The sequence below is a fragment of the Pseudoalteromonas sp. SR43-5 genome (assembly GCF_014163835.1).
GTDB lineage: Bacteria > Pseudomonadota > Gammaproteobacteria > Enterobacterales > Alteromonadaceae > Pseudoalteromonas > Pseudoalteromonas distincta.
Genome location: NZ_JACJEA010000006.1, coordinates 58,325 through 73,770 on the forward strand (window position 1 = coordinate 58,325; position 15,446 = coordinate 73,770).

The window sequence follows — 15,446 nt, forward strand, 5'->3', positions numbered from 1 at the left end:
ACAAAACCCATTGCAAAATTGTAATGGGTTTTTTTTTCACACCCCAATTTCACATGTTTGTCATAAAGCCCACGTAATATATACCCCGATATAGAGTTATTGCTCAAAAAAAACACTCAAATAGACAAAAATAGTACTATTCATTAAAAATATATTGCAGTTGTATTTTATTTGTAACGAATAAATAAGGTACACTAGTAACGGATTTTGAATAAATGAACTTCAACTGTTTATTTTGAAAAATTTTAAAATAAAAATATAAAAATTTAATTAATAACTACACGGGAAAATTAAATGAAAACTCAATTACGCAAAACAGCTCTTTCACTTGCTATTGCAGCATGTGTTGGTGTAAGTGGCGCTGCAGTGGCTAACGAAACGTCATCATCTGTAAAAGGTCAAATTACAGGGCCAAATGGTAGTCCTGCGGCCGGCACTAAAATTACAGTTATACACGTCCCATCAGGTTCAACAAAAACGACAACAGTGAATGAAGCAGGTAGCTTTTCAACTAAAGGGTTACGTGTTGGTGGTCCATACAAAATAATTGTAGACTCAGATAAATTTCAAGATACTGAGCTTGAAAATATTTATTTAACACTAGGTCAAACCTATCCAGTTACTGTTGCTTTGAGTTCAGAACAAATGGAGCAAATTGTTGTAACAGGTGCACCTATTAGTTCTCAATCTGGTGGTACAGGCCCTGCGTCAACATTTTCATTAAGTGATTTAGAAAACAAACCAGCCATCAATCGCGATTTAAAAGATATAATCCGAGCAGACCCTCGTATTTACATTGACGAAACAAATGCTGGCGCGATTAATTGTGGTGGTGGTAACCCTCGATTTAACAGCCTAACCCTTGATGGCGTTCGCATGAACGATAACTTTGGTTTAAATTCAAGTGGTTACCCTACAGAAAGAATCCCTTTTTCTTTTGATTCTATCGCTCAAGTTGCAGTAGAGCTTGCTCCATTTGATGTTCAGTACGGTGGCTTTACATCATGTAACATCAATGCAGTAACTAAATCTGGTACAAATGAACTTACTGGTGGTTTCTTCTATGATTACACTAATGACTCTATGTCTGGAGATTCAATTAAAGGTAATAAGCAGGATCTAGGCGATTACTCAGAAAAACGTTATGGCTTTAATGTAGGTCTTCCTCTTATAGAAGATAAGTTATTCCTATTTACATCATACGAAAAATTAGAAGGCGCAGAGATTTTTGAGTACTCACCTTTTGTAAATGGTCGTATAGATCAAGCGACTATTGATCGAGTAACACAAATAGCGATTGATAACTATGCATACGATCCAGGTTCTTTAATCCCAAGTATGCCTGTTGAAGATGAAAAAATCTTAGTGAAGTTAGATTGGAATATTAATGATTCCCATCGAGCAAGCTTTATATACAATTACAATGATGGCTTTGCAATTTCACAATCAGACACTGGTTCAGAGAGTTTAGCTCTGTCTAACCATTTCTATGAACGTGGTGCAAAGTTAGAGTCTTATGTAACTTCATTCTACTCTGATTGGACTGATAATTTTTCTACTGAAATCCGTGTAGGATACTCAAAGCTTGATAATCGTCAAAACTCTATTGATGCAGCATCAGGCTTTGGTGAATTTCAAATCAACACAGGTGATGTAACTGTTTACCTTGGCCCGGATGATTCACGTCAATCAAACAAACTTAATTACGATAACTTATCGCTTAAACTTGCCGGTACTTATTACCTAGAAGAACATGAACTTTCGTTTGGTTACGAACGTGAAGAATTAGATGTTTTCAACTTATTTGTTCAGCATAGCCAAGGTGAATACCGTTTCAGTTCGATCGATGATTTTGAAAATGGTGTCGCACGCGTTTACTATGGTAATGCTGCAAGCCAAAATCCAGATGATGCTGCTGGTGAGTTTAAATACGCTTTAAATACATTATATGCTCAAGATAAGTTTGATTTAGTTGACTACGATGTAACATTTACTGTTGGTCTTCGTTATGACTGGTATACAAGTGATGATACTCCAACATTCAACCAAAATTTTGAAGACCGCTATGGTTATTCAAATAGTCAAAATCTCGATGGAGTTGATTTATTGCAACCTCGTTTAGGCGTTAACTGGATTTACAATGACCAGTTAGAGCTGCGTGGTGGTATTGGCCTGTACTCAGGTGGAAATCCAAATGTATGGATTTCTAACAGCTATTCTAATGATGGCGTGCGCAACGTACAAGTAAATCAAAGAAACATGCAAATTCTTGGAGCTGATGCTGTACCATTCAATGGTAGTGGTTTACCTGGTTATGATATTCCTCAAAGTTTATATGACACAGTTGGACTAGGTGGTGCAGATGCTGATGTAAATGTTACTGACCCTGATTTTGAAATTCCATCAGAGTGGAAGTTTTCATTAGGTGGTACCTATATCACTGAAGATAACTATGTATTTAACGTAGATTATTTATACACTGATAAGAGAAACTCAGCGATTGTTCAAAATTTAGCATATGAACAAACTGGAACGGCACCTGATGGACGCCCTATTTATAATGGTGGTTCAGACTTCCTGTTAACAAACGTTGATGGTGACGATGCATACTCTCATATATTATCATTTGGTATGAGTAAATCGTTTGATAATGGAATTGATCTATCTCTTTCATATGCTTATACAGAGTCTAAAGACGTACATCCAATGACTAGCTCTGTGGCATTCTCTAATTACCATGGGATTGCTGTTTCTGACTCAGAAAACCCAGGTGTTGCTACATCAAATTATGAGATTCCACATCGCTTCACGATGTCATTAGCTTATAGCTATGAGCTATTTGACGGTTATGACACTAAATTTAACTTATTTGGCCAAGCATCGAAAACATCGCCGTATTCTTACTCATTCGAAAATGAAAATAATTTCACTTTTGGATATAATGATAATGCTCGTCAGTTACTGTACATTCCAAACGTTGATGATAGCCTAGTAACTTACGGACCAGATTTTGACCTAGATGGATTTAATGAATGGATCGGTAATGAAGGCCTTAGCCGTGGTGAGATACTTGACCGAAATAGCATTGATGGCGCATGGTGGGTTACTTTTGACTTAAAAGTAGAACAAGAGTTTGCTGGTTTTAAAGATGGCCACAAGGGCGCAGCTTACTTCACTATTGCTAACATTGGAAACATGCTCAATGATGATTGGGGCGTTCTTGAAAGTGGTTCTTCACTTCAAAGTGCTGTGACAGCAGATATTGTTGATGGGAAATATGTCTACAATAACTTTAATAAACCTGCTGGAGATAGCATAGAAGTTAATCCTTCACTTTGGGAACTTCGTGTAGGTATTAAATACGATTTCTAATTTAGAACTGTAACCTAAAACATCTTTTAAAAGCCCACTTTGGTGGGCTTTTTTATGCCTTTAATTTATTATTTAACTTTTCGAAAATACTCACTAACACTTCGCACTCTTCTTTAGTCAAAGTGCTCAGTAATTCTTTTTCCCAATTAAGTGCATCGGGTGCTATTTGCTCATATAAGCTTTGACCTGCTTTGCTCAGTACAAGTAAGGCCGCGCGTTTATCTTGTGCATTTAACTCACTTCTCACTAAGCCTCTATCTATCAGTACTTTTACCGCGCGCGACACTGTCGATTTATCCATATTTGCTTGTGTGCATAAATCCTTTGCGTTGCTTTGCCCATACTGCGCTAAATTAGCAAGTATTCGCCACTGGGGAATATTCAAACCGTATTTAGTTTGATAAACCTTGGCAAAGTCGTTACTCACACGTGTTGCTACATTCGTTAATTGATAAGGTAAAAACGTTGCTAAATCAATTTTCATTTTTAGTTATCCCAGCTTTATAAGGCTTACTTTAGTGTTCATTAATATTTACACGGATGCGTAGTTGCACATTTGATATTAGTCTCACTTGAGAGTATCTTAACTGAAATAAAAATAATATTAAACCAACCCCCTCTCACAGGAGTCAGTAATGGCGACACAATTAAGTTATATGACCGGTTTTGGTAATGAATTTGAAACACAAGCGCTACCCGGTGCACTGCCAATAGGACAGTTTAGCCCACAAAAAGTTAAATACGATTTATACACAGAGCAATTTAGTTCGACTGCATTTACGGCTCCTCGCGCTTCAAATCGTCGCACTTGGTTTTACCGCCTTCGTCCGTCTGTAGTGCAAGGTGATTACCAAGCAATTGATAACGGCCTAATAAGAACAGCCCCAATCACTGAAGCCGTAACACCACCAACAATGCTACGTTGGAATCCTATTGATATGCCTTCACAGCCTACTGATTTTATTGATGGGTTAGTAACGATGGCTGCTAATGGCAGTGCTAATGGGCAATCTGGTATTGGCATTCATGTATATGTCGCTAATCAGTCAATGCAAGGGCGTTACTTTTGCAATGCCGATGGCGAAATGTTGTTTGTCCCTCAGCATGGTGAGTTATTAATTCACACCGAGTGCGGTAAGTTAAGCATTAAACCAGGTGAAATTGCTGTAATTCCCAGAGGAATTAAGTTCTCAGTTGACTTAATTGATAATACAGCCCGTGGTTATATTTGTGAAAATTATGGCCATGCGTTAGAGCTTGCAGAGCGAGGACCTGTTGGTGCAAACGGTTATGCCAACGACAGAGACTTTCAATACCCTGTAGCGGCCTTTGAAGATAAAGAGGGTGACTTTGAGCTTGTTTCTAAATTTAACGGTAATTTATTTAGCTGTGAAATTAAGCACTCTCCTTTTGATGTGGTTGCATGGACGGGTAATAGTGCGCCCTATAAATACGACTTATCGCGTTTCAATGTAATGAATACAGTGAGCTTTGATCACCCCGATCCTTCTATATTCACTGTACTAACCTCTCCTTCTGGTACAGAGGGTATGGCAAATGTCGATTTTGTGATATTTCCACCGCGTTGGATGGTAGCCGAAAATACGTTTCGCCCGCCGTATTATCACCGCAATATTATGAGTGAATTTATGGGCTTAATTGAAGGTGTGTATGATGCAAAAGAGCATGGTTTTGTACCTGGTGGCGCAAGTTTACACAATTGTATGTCGCCACATGGACCTGAAGCCGACGTATTTGAAAAAGCCTCAAACACTGAGCTTACACCACAAAAATATGAAAACACATTGGCCTTTATGTTTGAGTCGCGCTATATAATTTCACCGACAAAATATGCACTAGAAGGTAAAGAACGCCAACCAAATTACACCGATTGCTGGCGTACTATAAAAAAACAATTTACAGGTGCAGAGGATTAGTTATGAAATTATACAGCTACTTTCGCTCATCAGCGGCTTATAGAGTGCGTATAGCGCTTAACTTAAAAGCAATCGGTCATAAACTTGCTATTGTTAACCTTTTAAAATCGGAGCAGCTTGGGGAGGAATACTTAGCAACTAATCCCCAAGGGTTACTACCTGCACTTGAAACCGATGATGGTGTTTTAGCGCAATCGCTTGCAATACTGGAATGGCTTGATGAAACTTATCCGCAATCGCCATTAATTACAGGGACTGCGTGGCAAAAAGCACAAATAAGAAATTTAAGCTTTGCCATTGCCTGCGATATTCATCCTGTTAATAATTTACGCGTGCTGAAGTATTTATCAAACGAATTAGGTGTTGATAACGAGGCTAAAAATAAATGGTATCGACATTGGATAGAAGTGGGTTTTGAAAAAATAGAACTGATGCTAAACGAAAATAATGACTACTGCTTTGGTAACCAACCAACACTTGCTGACATTTGTTTAGTGCCGCAAGTATTTAATGCAATTCGTTTTAACGTAGATATGAGCGCTTATCCAAAAATTGCAGCCATTTACGAGCATTGTAATAAATTAGCTGCATTTAATGACGCTGCACCGCAAAATCAACCCGATGCAAATTAAGCTAATTTAGATTAACTTTGTAGCGCGCTATGAATAACCGTAACGTGCTCAATTAAATCTAAGCCCAGATCGGTTAAATATCCGCCATCTGGGCTATCTATAATCCCTTTTTCAAATAAACGTTGCGCTGCGCTAAGTAAGCTTGGCTCTGCGTCTGAATGTAATTTAATACCCTGCATTTTACTGTCGCGAGGAAACTTTGCTAATAGTGTGAATTCTTCGATCATTGTTTGATTAAATTGCATTGTGTGCACCTTTTTATTGTTCTGTGAATAACTAAGTTTATACTTAAAATCACTTTGTGTACTTTACACTAGCACGTTTTTTAGCTTAATGTATTATTTTTAACCCTCCCTATTTAAAGGCCTCTAATGCGTAACTTTTTAATTCTATGCTTTTGTTTTAGCAGCTTATCGTATTCAATACTTAGTGAAGCAACAACGCTAAAAACCCATTCAATTATTGATGCAAACCAGTTTGTAAATGAAGAAGCTAACTGTTGGTACGACAACAAACGCTATAGCGAAGGGGCATTAATACAAGTTCACTCTTTTACACTTTTGTGTGGTGCTAAAACACCCCAACACAGTAACAGCCAACTCATTTGGCTTAAAATAGATAAGCAAGGTAATGCTATTTACCCAACAGCTCCTAAAACAATCACTGTGAATTAGCGCTAAAAGCTGATTTAAGCTACAATGCATGCAGTTTAAATAAGTAGTATGGCTATGAATAATCAACCTAAAAACCCTTTACATGGGGTAACATTAGAACAAATACTTGTTGAGTTAGAACAACGACTTGGCTGGAGAACACTTGGCGAGCAAGTAAAAATTAAATGTTTTACTGATCAACCCAGCATTAAATCGAGTTTAAAGTTTTTGCGTAAAACGCCTTGGGCTCGCGATAAAGTGGAAGCACTTTATATTCACACTATAAATAATAAGCCTATTCGTAGACCAAAAAGTGCACCAAGAGAAACATCTTCTCAAGCGCCTGATACAACAGGGTTTGTTTGGCCATCAATTAAAAAGTGATGTAAAAAAAGGAGCTAATTTAGCTCCTTTTTTGATTATAACTAACGCGATTTATTGCTCTTTGCAAATCACATTTAATGAAGCCGGCTCAATAGTAATAACTAGTTTTTGAGCGGTTTTAACTTCACCATCTAGTACGTACTTAAGCTCTCCTTCGCCTGTAACCTCTACTCTTTTGGCATTTGTATGATGAGAGTTTATAGCTAAATGTGTTTGCGTTAAGCTACTAAACATCAGCTCTGCAATACTTAGTACTGTGGTTGAATCTTCATTATTTGGTGTTAACCAATTTATATCGAGTAGCCCGTCACTATGATCAGGTTGCCCGCCACCTTGAGCCAATAACGTTGTAAAAGGCGCAGCATTGGCCACAATAAAACTATTAGTACATATTTCTTTTGGCTCATTATCATCGAGTTTTACTTTAAGTAACTGCGATTTTTGCTCGCCAAACGCTTCAAAAAAACCATTTAAATAGGCAAGTTGTCCCGACTTATTTTTCGACTCTCTATCTGCTTTTTCTATCATTGATTGCTCAAAACCAATACCCGCGAGCAGTAGTACTAATTCATTATTACAATAAGCAGTATCTATTATGCTTGTTTGACCATCTATAATTAAGTCACAAGCCTGTTCAACAGGAATAAATTTAGAAGTAATACCCATCAATACATGCGCAAGGGCGTTTGCAGTCCCCATAGGGATGATGCCTAGTTTACATTGTGTATTTACAAGTACGCTTGCAACTTCGGCCACCGTACCATCTCCCCCGCATGCGATAATAATATCCGGATTTTGCGCAATTTCCTGTTTAGCCAGCTCAATACCGTTAACTTCTTTTGTAGTAGTGAGTACTTTCAGATCGTAATAATCCGATAGCCGCGCAACAATTAAGTGCTCTTTTTCTTCCCATAATCGTGTACCAGATACAGGGTTTGCAATTAAAACGGCTTTGTTTTTAATCAGTAATTCGCCTTTTTTATGTCGCTTAGCTAAATGGCGAAGTTGATGCTTATTTAAATTTGCGGTTTCGCGGGTTTCTTTTATTTGTGCAAGTACTTCATGCACATCTGCATTTTTGTTTTGGCTCAGTAAATAAGCCGCCATGACAAAAACAGAGCGCCCACGCCCTAAAGCACAATGAACGACTACGCGATGGTCTTCTTTAATATGGTGATGAATCCAATTAATAGCCTGATTTAACTGAGAATGGGTAGGAATACTATGATCGAGCACCGGAATGTTTAAATAATTAATATTCTCTTGTGTTGAACTCCACTCGAGTCCGTCGAATTCACACGTAACATCTAAAATCGCCGTAATCCCGTTATCTTTTAATGTGTCTATATCTGAGGGAAATAATCGGCAAGCTAAAAATAGGTTTTCGTTTATTTGTTGAATGGGCGGCACTTTATCGCGCTTACGTGACCAGGCATTATAAATTTGCACACCGAATAAAAATGGCACAAACGCCCACCGTATATAAAATGGGATCACCCCATTTTCACGCTTTCTAAATATTTTTGCTGTATTAAAAATATACGCGGTACTCACTAATAAAAGTGACAGCGCAGTCCAATAAAAAACAATAGCAAAATAGACAGAGTTCACTTCCCAACCAATAAAAATAAGCAGTAGTGCTAATAGTAAATAACTAATTGCAGCCCACATAGTCTCTCCTTTGTGAAAATAATGCCGATTTATAATCTTAATTTAAACGGCTTTAAGTAGTCTTTTGCAAATATCACGCCATATAAATGCCATTTAAAATTCAAACGCGAACAATAGGCCATTGATATATATAGTAATTAATAAACTAAAATCTACTACAGACCGCTCTTTGTGCATTTTTTACAAACATGTGAATAAATTATACTTACACGTCTAAATTTCAAACATTGACCGATTATTGCTTGTACTTACGTATAAAGCAGCTAATCTAAAAGGCAATTAAATTTTTTTGCATCCAAATCACACCCTCAACCGTTTACTCAATGATAATAAGAAAAACAGGACCCCTATGGATAACGATGATTTACTCCCTCTTTTGTGCGCAACAGCACAAGGAGACAAAAATGCTTTCTCAAGTTTATATCAACAAACTAGCGGCAAACTTTTTGCTATTAGCTTAAATATGCTCACTAACAGGGCTTATGCAGAAGAGGCACTACAAGACGCTTTTATAAAAATTTGGCATAACGCATCTGAATATAACGCCTCTAAAGGCACCGTTATTAGTTGGATGATAAGTATAGTAAGGTATAGAAGCCTCGACTCACTGCGCTATCACAAAGTACGAAAAGAGCAGTCGTTAGGCGATGACGAATATGAAAATGAAAATGAAAGTGTTGACGTTAATTACGATGAAGAAACGAAACTGGTCAATTGTATCGAACAGCTTGAGCCGCAACAAAAACAAGCTATTCACTTAGCTTATTATAAGGGGCTGAGTCATAGCGAGTTAGTGGATCATATAGAAACGCCTTTAGGTACAGTTAAAAGCTGGATCAGGCGTGGGCTTATGCAGCTACAAAGGTGTTTAACATTATGAATTATAATAAACCCGAACTATTAGACGCGCTTGCTGGGCAGTACGTGATTGGCACACTTAGAGGGCTTGCCCGTAAGCGTTTTCAGCGTCTGTTACTTAACTCAAATCAAGCACGTGAAGCAACAATTATGTGGGAGCAAAACCTAAATAACTTGGCCAGTGCTATTACACCACAAACGCCACGTGACGATGTATGGATAAATATACTACAGCGTATTGAAAACCAAAAACAACCCACCAAAACGGTGATACATACTAAGCCTTCTATTTGGCGTACATGGTCTTTTGTTGCAACAGCCGCGTGTATTGTTTTAGCCTTTTTGATTATTCAACCTTCTAATAATGTTGTTCAAACGCAACAAATTGCCTTGGTCCAAAATCAAGATAAGCAATCATTATGGTTTATTGATGTTAACGATCAAGGGCTTTCTATCAAAGCCAGTAGCCAATTGGTTGCTCAAACAAATAAAGATTATGAGCTTTGGATGATTTTAAAAGGGCAAGATGCGCCTATTTCATTGGGTTTACTTCCCAAGCAAGGAAGTAAAATATTATTAAAAGATAACCGCTTCAACGCAAGTGATATTGCATTGCTAGCAGTAAGCTTAGAACCTATTGGTGGTTCACCAAATGGATCACCAACCGAGGTGTTATACACTACAGAACTTATACTCCTGTAGCTCTACTTTTATAGCCTTTTATTAGCTGCTTACATTAAGCAGCTAACCTTTCCTTAAAGTTTTTAACAAAAAATAAAAACATTTTAACTTTTTTGCATCCATACTGAACTCTCACCCGTTATTAACTACGACTTCAATCAAAACTAAAGGACAAAGTCATGAAAGCTTTAACTCCATCAATACTCGCAGTAGTAGTATGCAGTACGTTTATAAGTGCACCAAGTGAAGCGTCTAGCCACAGAGAAGCGCCAAATATAAGCCGTTTCCCGACTTTAGATTCTACCGATTTTTATGTATTTAATAGTTACGAGCAAGGTCGTGATGATTACGTCACATTAATTGCTAATTACATCCCGCTGCAAGATGCATACGGCGGTCCTAATTACTTTGCAATGGACCCAGATGCTACTTACAGCATTCATATAGATAACGACGGCGATGCTGTTGAAGATATTACATTTGCGTTTAACTTTAAAAGCATGCTTCCTAATGATAACCAAGGTGTGCAATTAACTGTTGGACCTGAAGGTAATCAACGCACCGTGTCTGTACCGCTTAAAAATGTAGGCGGTGTATCTGCCGGAGATAACAGCGCTGCAAATTTTAGCGAATCATACACAGTAAGCATGATAAGCGGCGCGCAGCGTACTGGCGAAACAACGCTATTAAATAACACTGCATCAAACTCCAGCACATTTTCTAAACCGCTTGATTATGTGGGTAATAAAACATTTGGTTCAATGAGCGATTATCAAACTTATGCTGACCAATTTGTGTATCAGGTTTCAATTCCTAACTGTGAGAGCATGGCACAAGTTTTTGTAGGACAGCGTAAAGACCCGTTTGTAGTTAACCTAGGTAAAACATTTGATTTAGTAAACTATGTACCTGTAGAAGGTGATAGCGCCCCTGGTGCTGGTGACGGCGGTGGTTTTCCAGGTGGTATAACGCAATCAGTTGATAATGACGACCTTGCAGATAAAAACGTAACATCAATCGCTATCGAAATACCTAAAAGCTGTATTGTCGGTGAAGGTAACGGCGTAATAGGTTCGTGGACAACAGCAAGCTTACCTCAAGCACGTGTATTAAACCCCAATGCTAAATTTGCTAATAATGCGGTAAACGGTGGTGCATTAACTCAGGTTTCACGCCTAGGTAGCCCGCTTGTAAATGAGCTTGTAATTGGCATTAAAGACAAAGACACATTTTCTACTGCGCACCCTAAAGACGATGCACAATTTTTAGATTATGTATCTCACCCAGCACTACCTGAGTTATTAAACATTTTGTTTAAAGATGCTGTTAATACGACCCTTGGCGCAAACTTAGAAACACTGGCACCCACTAACTTCCCGCGTACTGATTTAATCACTGCATTTTTAACGGGTTTTGCAGGCGTTAATCAACAAGCAACTGTAACACCTTCAGAAATGCTGCGTTTAAATACAGGCATTGCAGCAACAGCGCAAGCTGATCAATCTGCATTTGGTGTAGCGGGTAATGATTTAGCCGGCTTCCCAAATGGTCGTCGCCCGGGTGATGATGTGGTAGATATTGCACTTCGTGTTGTGATGGGTCGTTTATGTCATCCGATTCCTGTAAATGGTGAAGACACTGATTTAGGACTTTGTGCACCAGAGGATGCTAATACAGGCACAGTGCCATTTACAGACGGCGCACCTATTGATGCAACAATGATGGACTCAACATTCCCATACCTTGCAACACCACTTGCTGGCTCTAAATAAGGAGTAAAATAATGCGTAATTTAAAAACTACCCATATTTGTGTTCTCCTCAGTGCATTAACATTGGGAGCATGTAGTAGCGATGATGATAAAAAACAACCTACACCGGTTGTAAACACCGCACCTACAGCAAGCGATGCAATGCTAACAACACAAACTGAAGTAAGCATTACCGATATGCTTAACGCAAGCGATAATGATGGCGACTCACTTACTTACTCGTTAACAAGCGAGCCAATGCTCGGTACTGTTAATGTTGACAGTGATGGTAACTTTACTTATACACCTAATAAAGAAGCAACAGGTTCAGATAGCTTTATGTTTGGTGTAAGTGATGGCGTTAATTCGCAAGTTACTGCAACAGTAAGTATTACGATTGAGGCGCTGCAAGTTGACTTTGCTCAATTTGCAACCGATGCATTTAACCAAGCGCCAAATGCAGAGCCGTTAACTGTTAATGGTCGGGTGTTTACAAACACTGATACCGATGTTGATGGATTAATTTCTACAAGCGGTAACTAACCAAGTCATTAAGCTGACAGGCCATGGATGGCTTTTTTTCAAAGGATATTTATAATGCATTTATCAGTACTTAAACCCCTCACTATTATTGCTATTTGCTTAACCTCTTTCGCGGTGAGTGCGGCTCCTTATACTCCAGAAGATGACGCAGTTATTGCTAACAGTAATTCAACGCTTAGTGCTTCTCTGTCTGTTGAGGAAATAAATACATTAGTCACTAACAGCCAATATGTAGGCCAAACAGAGCGTTTACAGGGGCTACTTAAGACCCGTTTAGCCCAGCTATATAAACAAACACCCTCATCTCAAATTGGTTACTTATATGCTCGTGTTTTACAAAAAGAGCACCTTTTTGACGAAGCAATTAACGTTGCCAACAACGTTTTGATTACCGAGCCAAAGCACAGTAATAGCCATTTGTTACTGGCCAATATATTGATGACCCAAGGTGAATTTACAAAGGCAAAACAACACTGTGTTGCCTTGATTGGTCAAGTAAGTACCATTACTGCTAGCACTTGTGTACTAGACGTACAAAGCCAGCATGAAAGCGTTTTAGACAGCTACCAAACATTAGTTAAAATTATAAACAATAACCAAACTAGTTTAGCTACAAACCATGTTTTAAGTGAAATGAGCTACCGTCTAAGTAACTACAAGCAAGCTTTGTCTCACTTACAAAGCGTAGATTTAGTTCAAGCTCCTGTGAGCCTCATTGTGTTATGGGCCGATATTCAAATTGCGCTAAATCAACCTCAACAAGTATTAAATACATTAAGCGTACTGCTTCCAGATAAAAGTAATTTAGAAGATGCTATTTTACTAAGGCTTTCAATCGCAGAAAAAAAACTAAATAAACGCGATAAAAAATGGCAAAATACAATGGCGCAAAGAGTTACGCTACGAGAGCTTCGTAAAGATTCTTTTCATGCAAGTGACTTAGCTAAATATTACCTTGATGTACAACCAAATCGCGAAAAAGCACTTTACTGGGCTCATATTAATTGGCAACAGGCTAAAATGAGCACCGATGAGCAATTACTTATTAAAGCAAAAGCGATGCAACGAGATACACTATGAAAACGCCTTATCTATTTATACTCACTTTAATGCTGTGTATTTTCTCAACTTACAGCTTTTCCCATCAACTAAGTACAAGTTATATAACCCTAAATAGCAAGAACGATAACGACACCAACAAAAGCCAATACACGGGTACCTGGCAAGTTAATATCGCCGACTTAGAGCACACAGTGCCTCTGGATTTAGATAAAAACGGTCAAATTTCGTGGGCAGAAATAAAAGCAAAACGCAGCTCAATTAATAACTTCATTACAGAAAGTTTAAATATCACGCAAAACGCGCAAGCATGCCCATTAAAAAGTGAAGGTATCTATCAGCTAGATAACCATTTTAACCAGCCTTATTTGGTTATTCCGCTGCTGTTTAGCTGCAATGATAGTGAAACAATCTCTCTTTCGTATTCTGCTTTTTTTAAAACCGATGCTAATCATAAATCTATCGTAAATATAAACGGTGTATCTCGTGTATTTAATATCAACGAGGCTCAGCAAACATTTAGCTTTGAAAAATCCAGTTATTTAAGCACGTTCAATCAATACGTTTATCAAGGTGTTTTACATATTTGGATAGGTATTGATCATATTTTATTTTTAATCGCCCTATTACTTACCTGTGTTTTAAAACGTAGTAACAAAACATGGCAAGGTATTAGCTCTAAAAAACACATTATTAAACACACAGCATGGATAGTAACCGCGTTTACGCTTGCGCATTCTATTACGCTTACCGCCACCGCTATGAACCTTGTATCACCAAATAGTCGCTGGGTAGAGCTTGGAATTGCTATATCGGTTTTATTTGCAGCATTAAATAATGTGTGGCCGTTGGTACTTCGTTTAGGTTGGCTTACTTTTGCTTTTGGTTTACTACATGGGATGGGGTTTGCGAGCGTACTTGGCGAGCTTGGCCTGTCGAGCGACTATCAACTGCTCAGTATTTTGGCGTTTAATTTAGGCGTCGAAATCGGTCAACTTAGTATACTACTGATAGCCTTACCAATACTCATCTATGTACGACACTACACTTGGTATAAAAAATGGTTAATGCCAATGGGCTCCGTTGCTATCGCAATTGTTGCACTTCAGTGGTCAATCGAGCGTTTTTAAATAGTATAAATAAAAAAGCTAGCCAAAATATTGGCTAGCTTACTTTTTAGTTATCTATTTTGAGCGTTACTGCGCTTTATCAAATGGCATCAGTAATGTTTTCATCGCAGGGCGAAGCGCTATGAGTACCGTTTCTTCGGTTAGCTCAGGGTAAAGTAACTTTCTAAGTAATAACCCTGCCATCATCGAAAAAATAACATTAATTCGGCTTTCAAGTTCACGCTCATCAATGTCCTTGAGCGCACTTCGCTCGCTTGTTAAAAGCTGCCTCATGCGCCCTCTTGCTTGAATATCGGTTTCACGCAAAAGAGTAGCAACTTTAATATTACGACCCGCTTCTGCCATCATATCTAAATCAATAACACACGAGCCTGTATCCATGTGTCTTTGCACGCCAATATTTAAGCCATCTAAAAGAGCCGCCAAAACATCACCAGGGTGATCTTCAAACTTTTGAAAGATAGAGAACATTTCTTCCATGTCTTTTTCAATAATGCTTTCTATAATCGCTTCTTTGCTTTCAAAGTAATTATAAATATGCCCTGCACTCATCCCTGCCGTTTTAGATATTTCTGCCATACCTGCACCGTGGTAACCTTTACGGCGAAAACACTCTGCAGCAGCTGTTAAAATTTGCTCACGCCTAGCAAGTGCTATCGCGGGATCTGTTTGCCTTTTTGCTTTAGGCTTCATGTTCAACTCCACTACCAAGTCATAAACTCAGTAAAGCAAGAGCTATAAATAGTCTCGCCATATAAATATGTAATGCGGCTTTA

General features: G+C 38.3%; 15 protein-coding genes. 11 read left to right on the plus strand and 4 right to left on the minus strand.

Annotated features, from left to right (window positions below):
* The first annotated feature begins 294 nt into the window (after positions 1 to 294).
* Positions 295 to 3,372 (plus strand): TonB-dependent receptor, encoded by a 3,078-nt coding sequence (locus H5090_RS05115; RefSeq protein ID WP_182692414.1) that lies wholly within the window; start codon positions 295 to 297, stop codon positions 3,370 to 3,372.
* Between the two features lie 52 nt (positions 3,373 to 3,424).
* Here the strand turns inward: H5090_RS05115 and H5090_RS05120 are convergent, their stop codons facing one another.
* Positions 3,425 to 3,856, minus strand: a complete 432-nt coding sequence (locus H5090_RS05120) for a MarR family winged helix-turn-helix transcriptional regulator (RefSeq protein WP_182695183.1) — start codon at positions 3,854 to 3,856, stop codon at positions 3,425 to 3,427.
* 151 nt (positions 3,857 to 4,007) lie between these two features.
* Here H5090_RS05120 and hmgA point away from each other — a divergent pair, with 151 nt between their 5' ends.
* Together hmgA and maiA are read left to right on the plus strand one after the other, a co-directional pair.
* A complete protein-coding gene (gene hmgA, locus H5090_RS05125) occupies positions 4,008 to 5,309 on the plus strand; it encodes a homogentisate 1,2-dioxygenase (RefSeq protein WP_182692412.1) in 1,302 nt (433 codons plus the stop codon).
* Positions 5,310 to 5,311: 2 nt separating this feature from the next.
* Positions 5,312 to 5,941 carry a maleylacetoacetate isomerase gene (gene maiA / locus H5090_RS05130; RefSeq protein WP_182692411.1) on the plus strand — a complete coding sequence of 210 codons (630 nt, stop codon included), beginning with the start codon at positions 5,312 to 5,314 and terminating at the stop codon, positions 5,939 to 5,941.
* A gap of 11 nt (positions 5,942 to 5,952) precedes the next feature.
* Here maiA and H5090_RS05135 read toward each other — a convergent pair whose 3' ends face one another.
* A complete protein-coding gene (locus H5090_RS05135; protein WP_007375551.1) occupies positions 5,953 to 6,186 on the minus strand; it encodes a TIGR02647 family protein in 234 nt (77 codons plus the stop codon).
* Between the two features lie 126 nt (positions 6,187 to 6,312).
* On the opposite strand from H5090_RS05135, the gene H5090_RS05140 reads away from it, so the two are divergent.
* Both H5090_RS05140 and H5090_RS05145 read left to right on the plus strand, forming a co-directional pair.
* The gene (locus H5090_RS05140) at positions 6,313 to 6,615 is read left to right on the plus strand and encodes a DUF1496 domain-containing protein (RefSeq protein WP_002959040.1); all 303 of its coding nucleotides are present in this window, start codon (positions 6,313 to 6,315) and stop codon (positions 6,613 to 6,615) included.
* A gap of 54 nt (positions 6,616 to 6,669) precedes the next feature.
* A complete protein-coding gene (locus H5090_RS05145) occupies positions 6,670 to 6,978 on the plus strand; it encodes a VF530 family DNA-binding protein (protein ID WP_024591820.1) in 309 nt (102 codons plus the stop codon).
* A 51-nt stretch (positions 6,979 to 7,029) separates the two neighbouring features.
* Here H5090_RS05145 and H5090_RS05150 read toward each other — a convergent pair whose 3' ends face one another.
* Positions 7,030 to 8,649 (minus strand): diacylglycerol kinase family protein, encoded by a 1,620-nt coding sequence (locus tag H5090_RS05150; protein ID WP_024591821.1) that lies wholly within the window; start codon positions 8,647 to 8,649, stop codon positions 7,030 to 7,032.
* Positions 8,650 to 8,998: 349 nt separating this feature from the next.
* Here H5090_RS05150 and H5090_RS05155 point away from each other — a divergent pair, with 349 nt between their 5' ends.
* From H5090_RS05155 to H5090_RS05180, 6 genes are all read left to right on the plus strand, one after another.
* Complete coding sequence (locus H5090_RS05155) at positions 8,999 to 9,529, plus strand: sigma-70 family RNA polymerase sigma factor (RefSeq protein WP_008171354.1); 531 nt, start codon at positions 8,999 to 9,001, stop codon at positions 9,527 to 9,529.
* A complete protein-coding gene (locus H5090_RS05160; protein WP_182695184.1) occupies positions 9,526 to 10,209 on the plus strand; it encodes an anti-sigma factor domain-containing protein in 684 nt (227 codons plus the stop codon). The genes H5090_RS05155 and H5090_RS05160 overlap by 4 nt, the downstream gene beginning before the upstream one ends.
* A 158-nt stretch (positions 10,210 to 10,367) precedes the next feature.
* Positions 10,368 to 11,960, plus strand: a complete 1,593-nt coding sequence (locus H5090_RS05165; RefSeq protein WP_182692408.1) for a DUF4331 domain-containing protein — start codon at positions 10,368 to 10,370, stop codon at positions 11,958 to 11,960.
* Between the two features lie 11 nt (positions 11,961 to 11,971).
* Entirely contained in the window at positions 11,972 to 12,481 is a 510-nt protein-coding gene (locus tag H5090_RS05170; protein ID WP_024600513.1) for an Ig-like domain-containing protein, read from the plus strand.
* A 54-nt stretch (positions 12,482 to 12,535) separates the two neighbouring features.
* On the plus strand, positions 12,536 to 13,561 hold the full coding sequence (locus H5090_RS05175) for a hypothetical protein (RefSeq protein WP_182695185.1): 1,026 nt from the start codon (positions 12,536 to 12,538) through the stop codon (positions 13,559 to 13,561).
* Positions 13,558 to 14,670 (plus strand): HupE/UreJ family protein, encoded by a 1,113-nt coding sequence (locus H5090_RS05180; RefSeq protein ID WP_182695186.1) that lies wholly within the window; start codon positions 13,558 to 13,560, stop codon positions 14,668 to 14,670. Before H5090_RS05175 ends, H5090_RS05180 begins: the two co-directional genes overlap by 4 nt.
* A gap of 66 nt (positions 14,671 to 14,736) precedes the next feature.
* Here H5090_RS05180 and H5090_RS05185 read toward each other — a convergent pair whose 3' ends face one another.
* Complete coding sequence (locus H5090_RS05185) at positions 14,737 to 15,363, minus strand: TetR/AcrR family transcriptional regulator (protein ID WP_002959031.1); 627 nt, start codon at positions 15,361 to 15,363, stop codon at positions 14,737 to 14,739.
* Between the last annotated feature and the right edge of the window lie 83 nt (positions 15,364 to 15,446).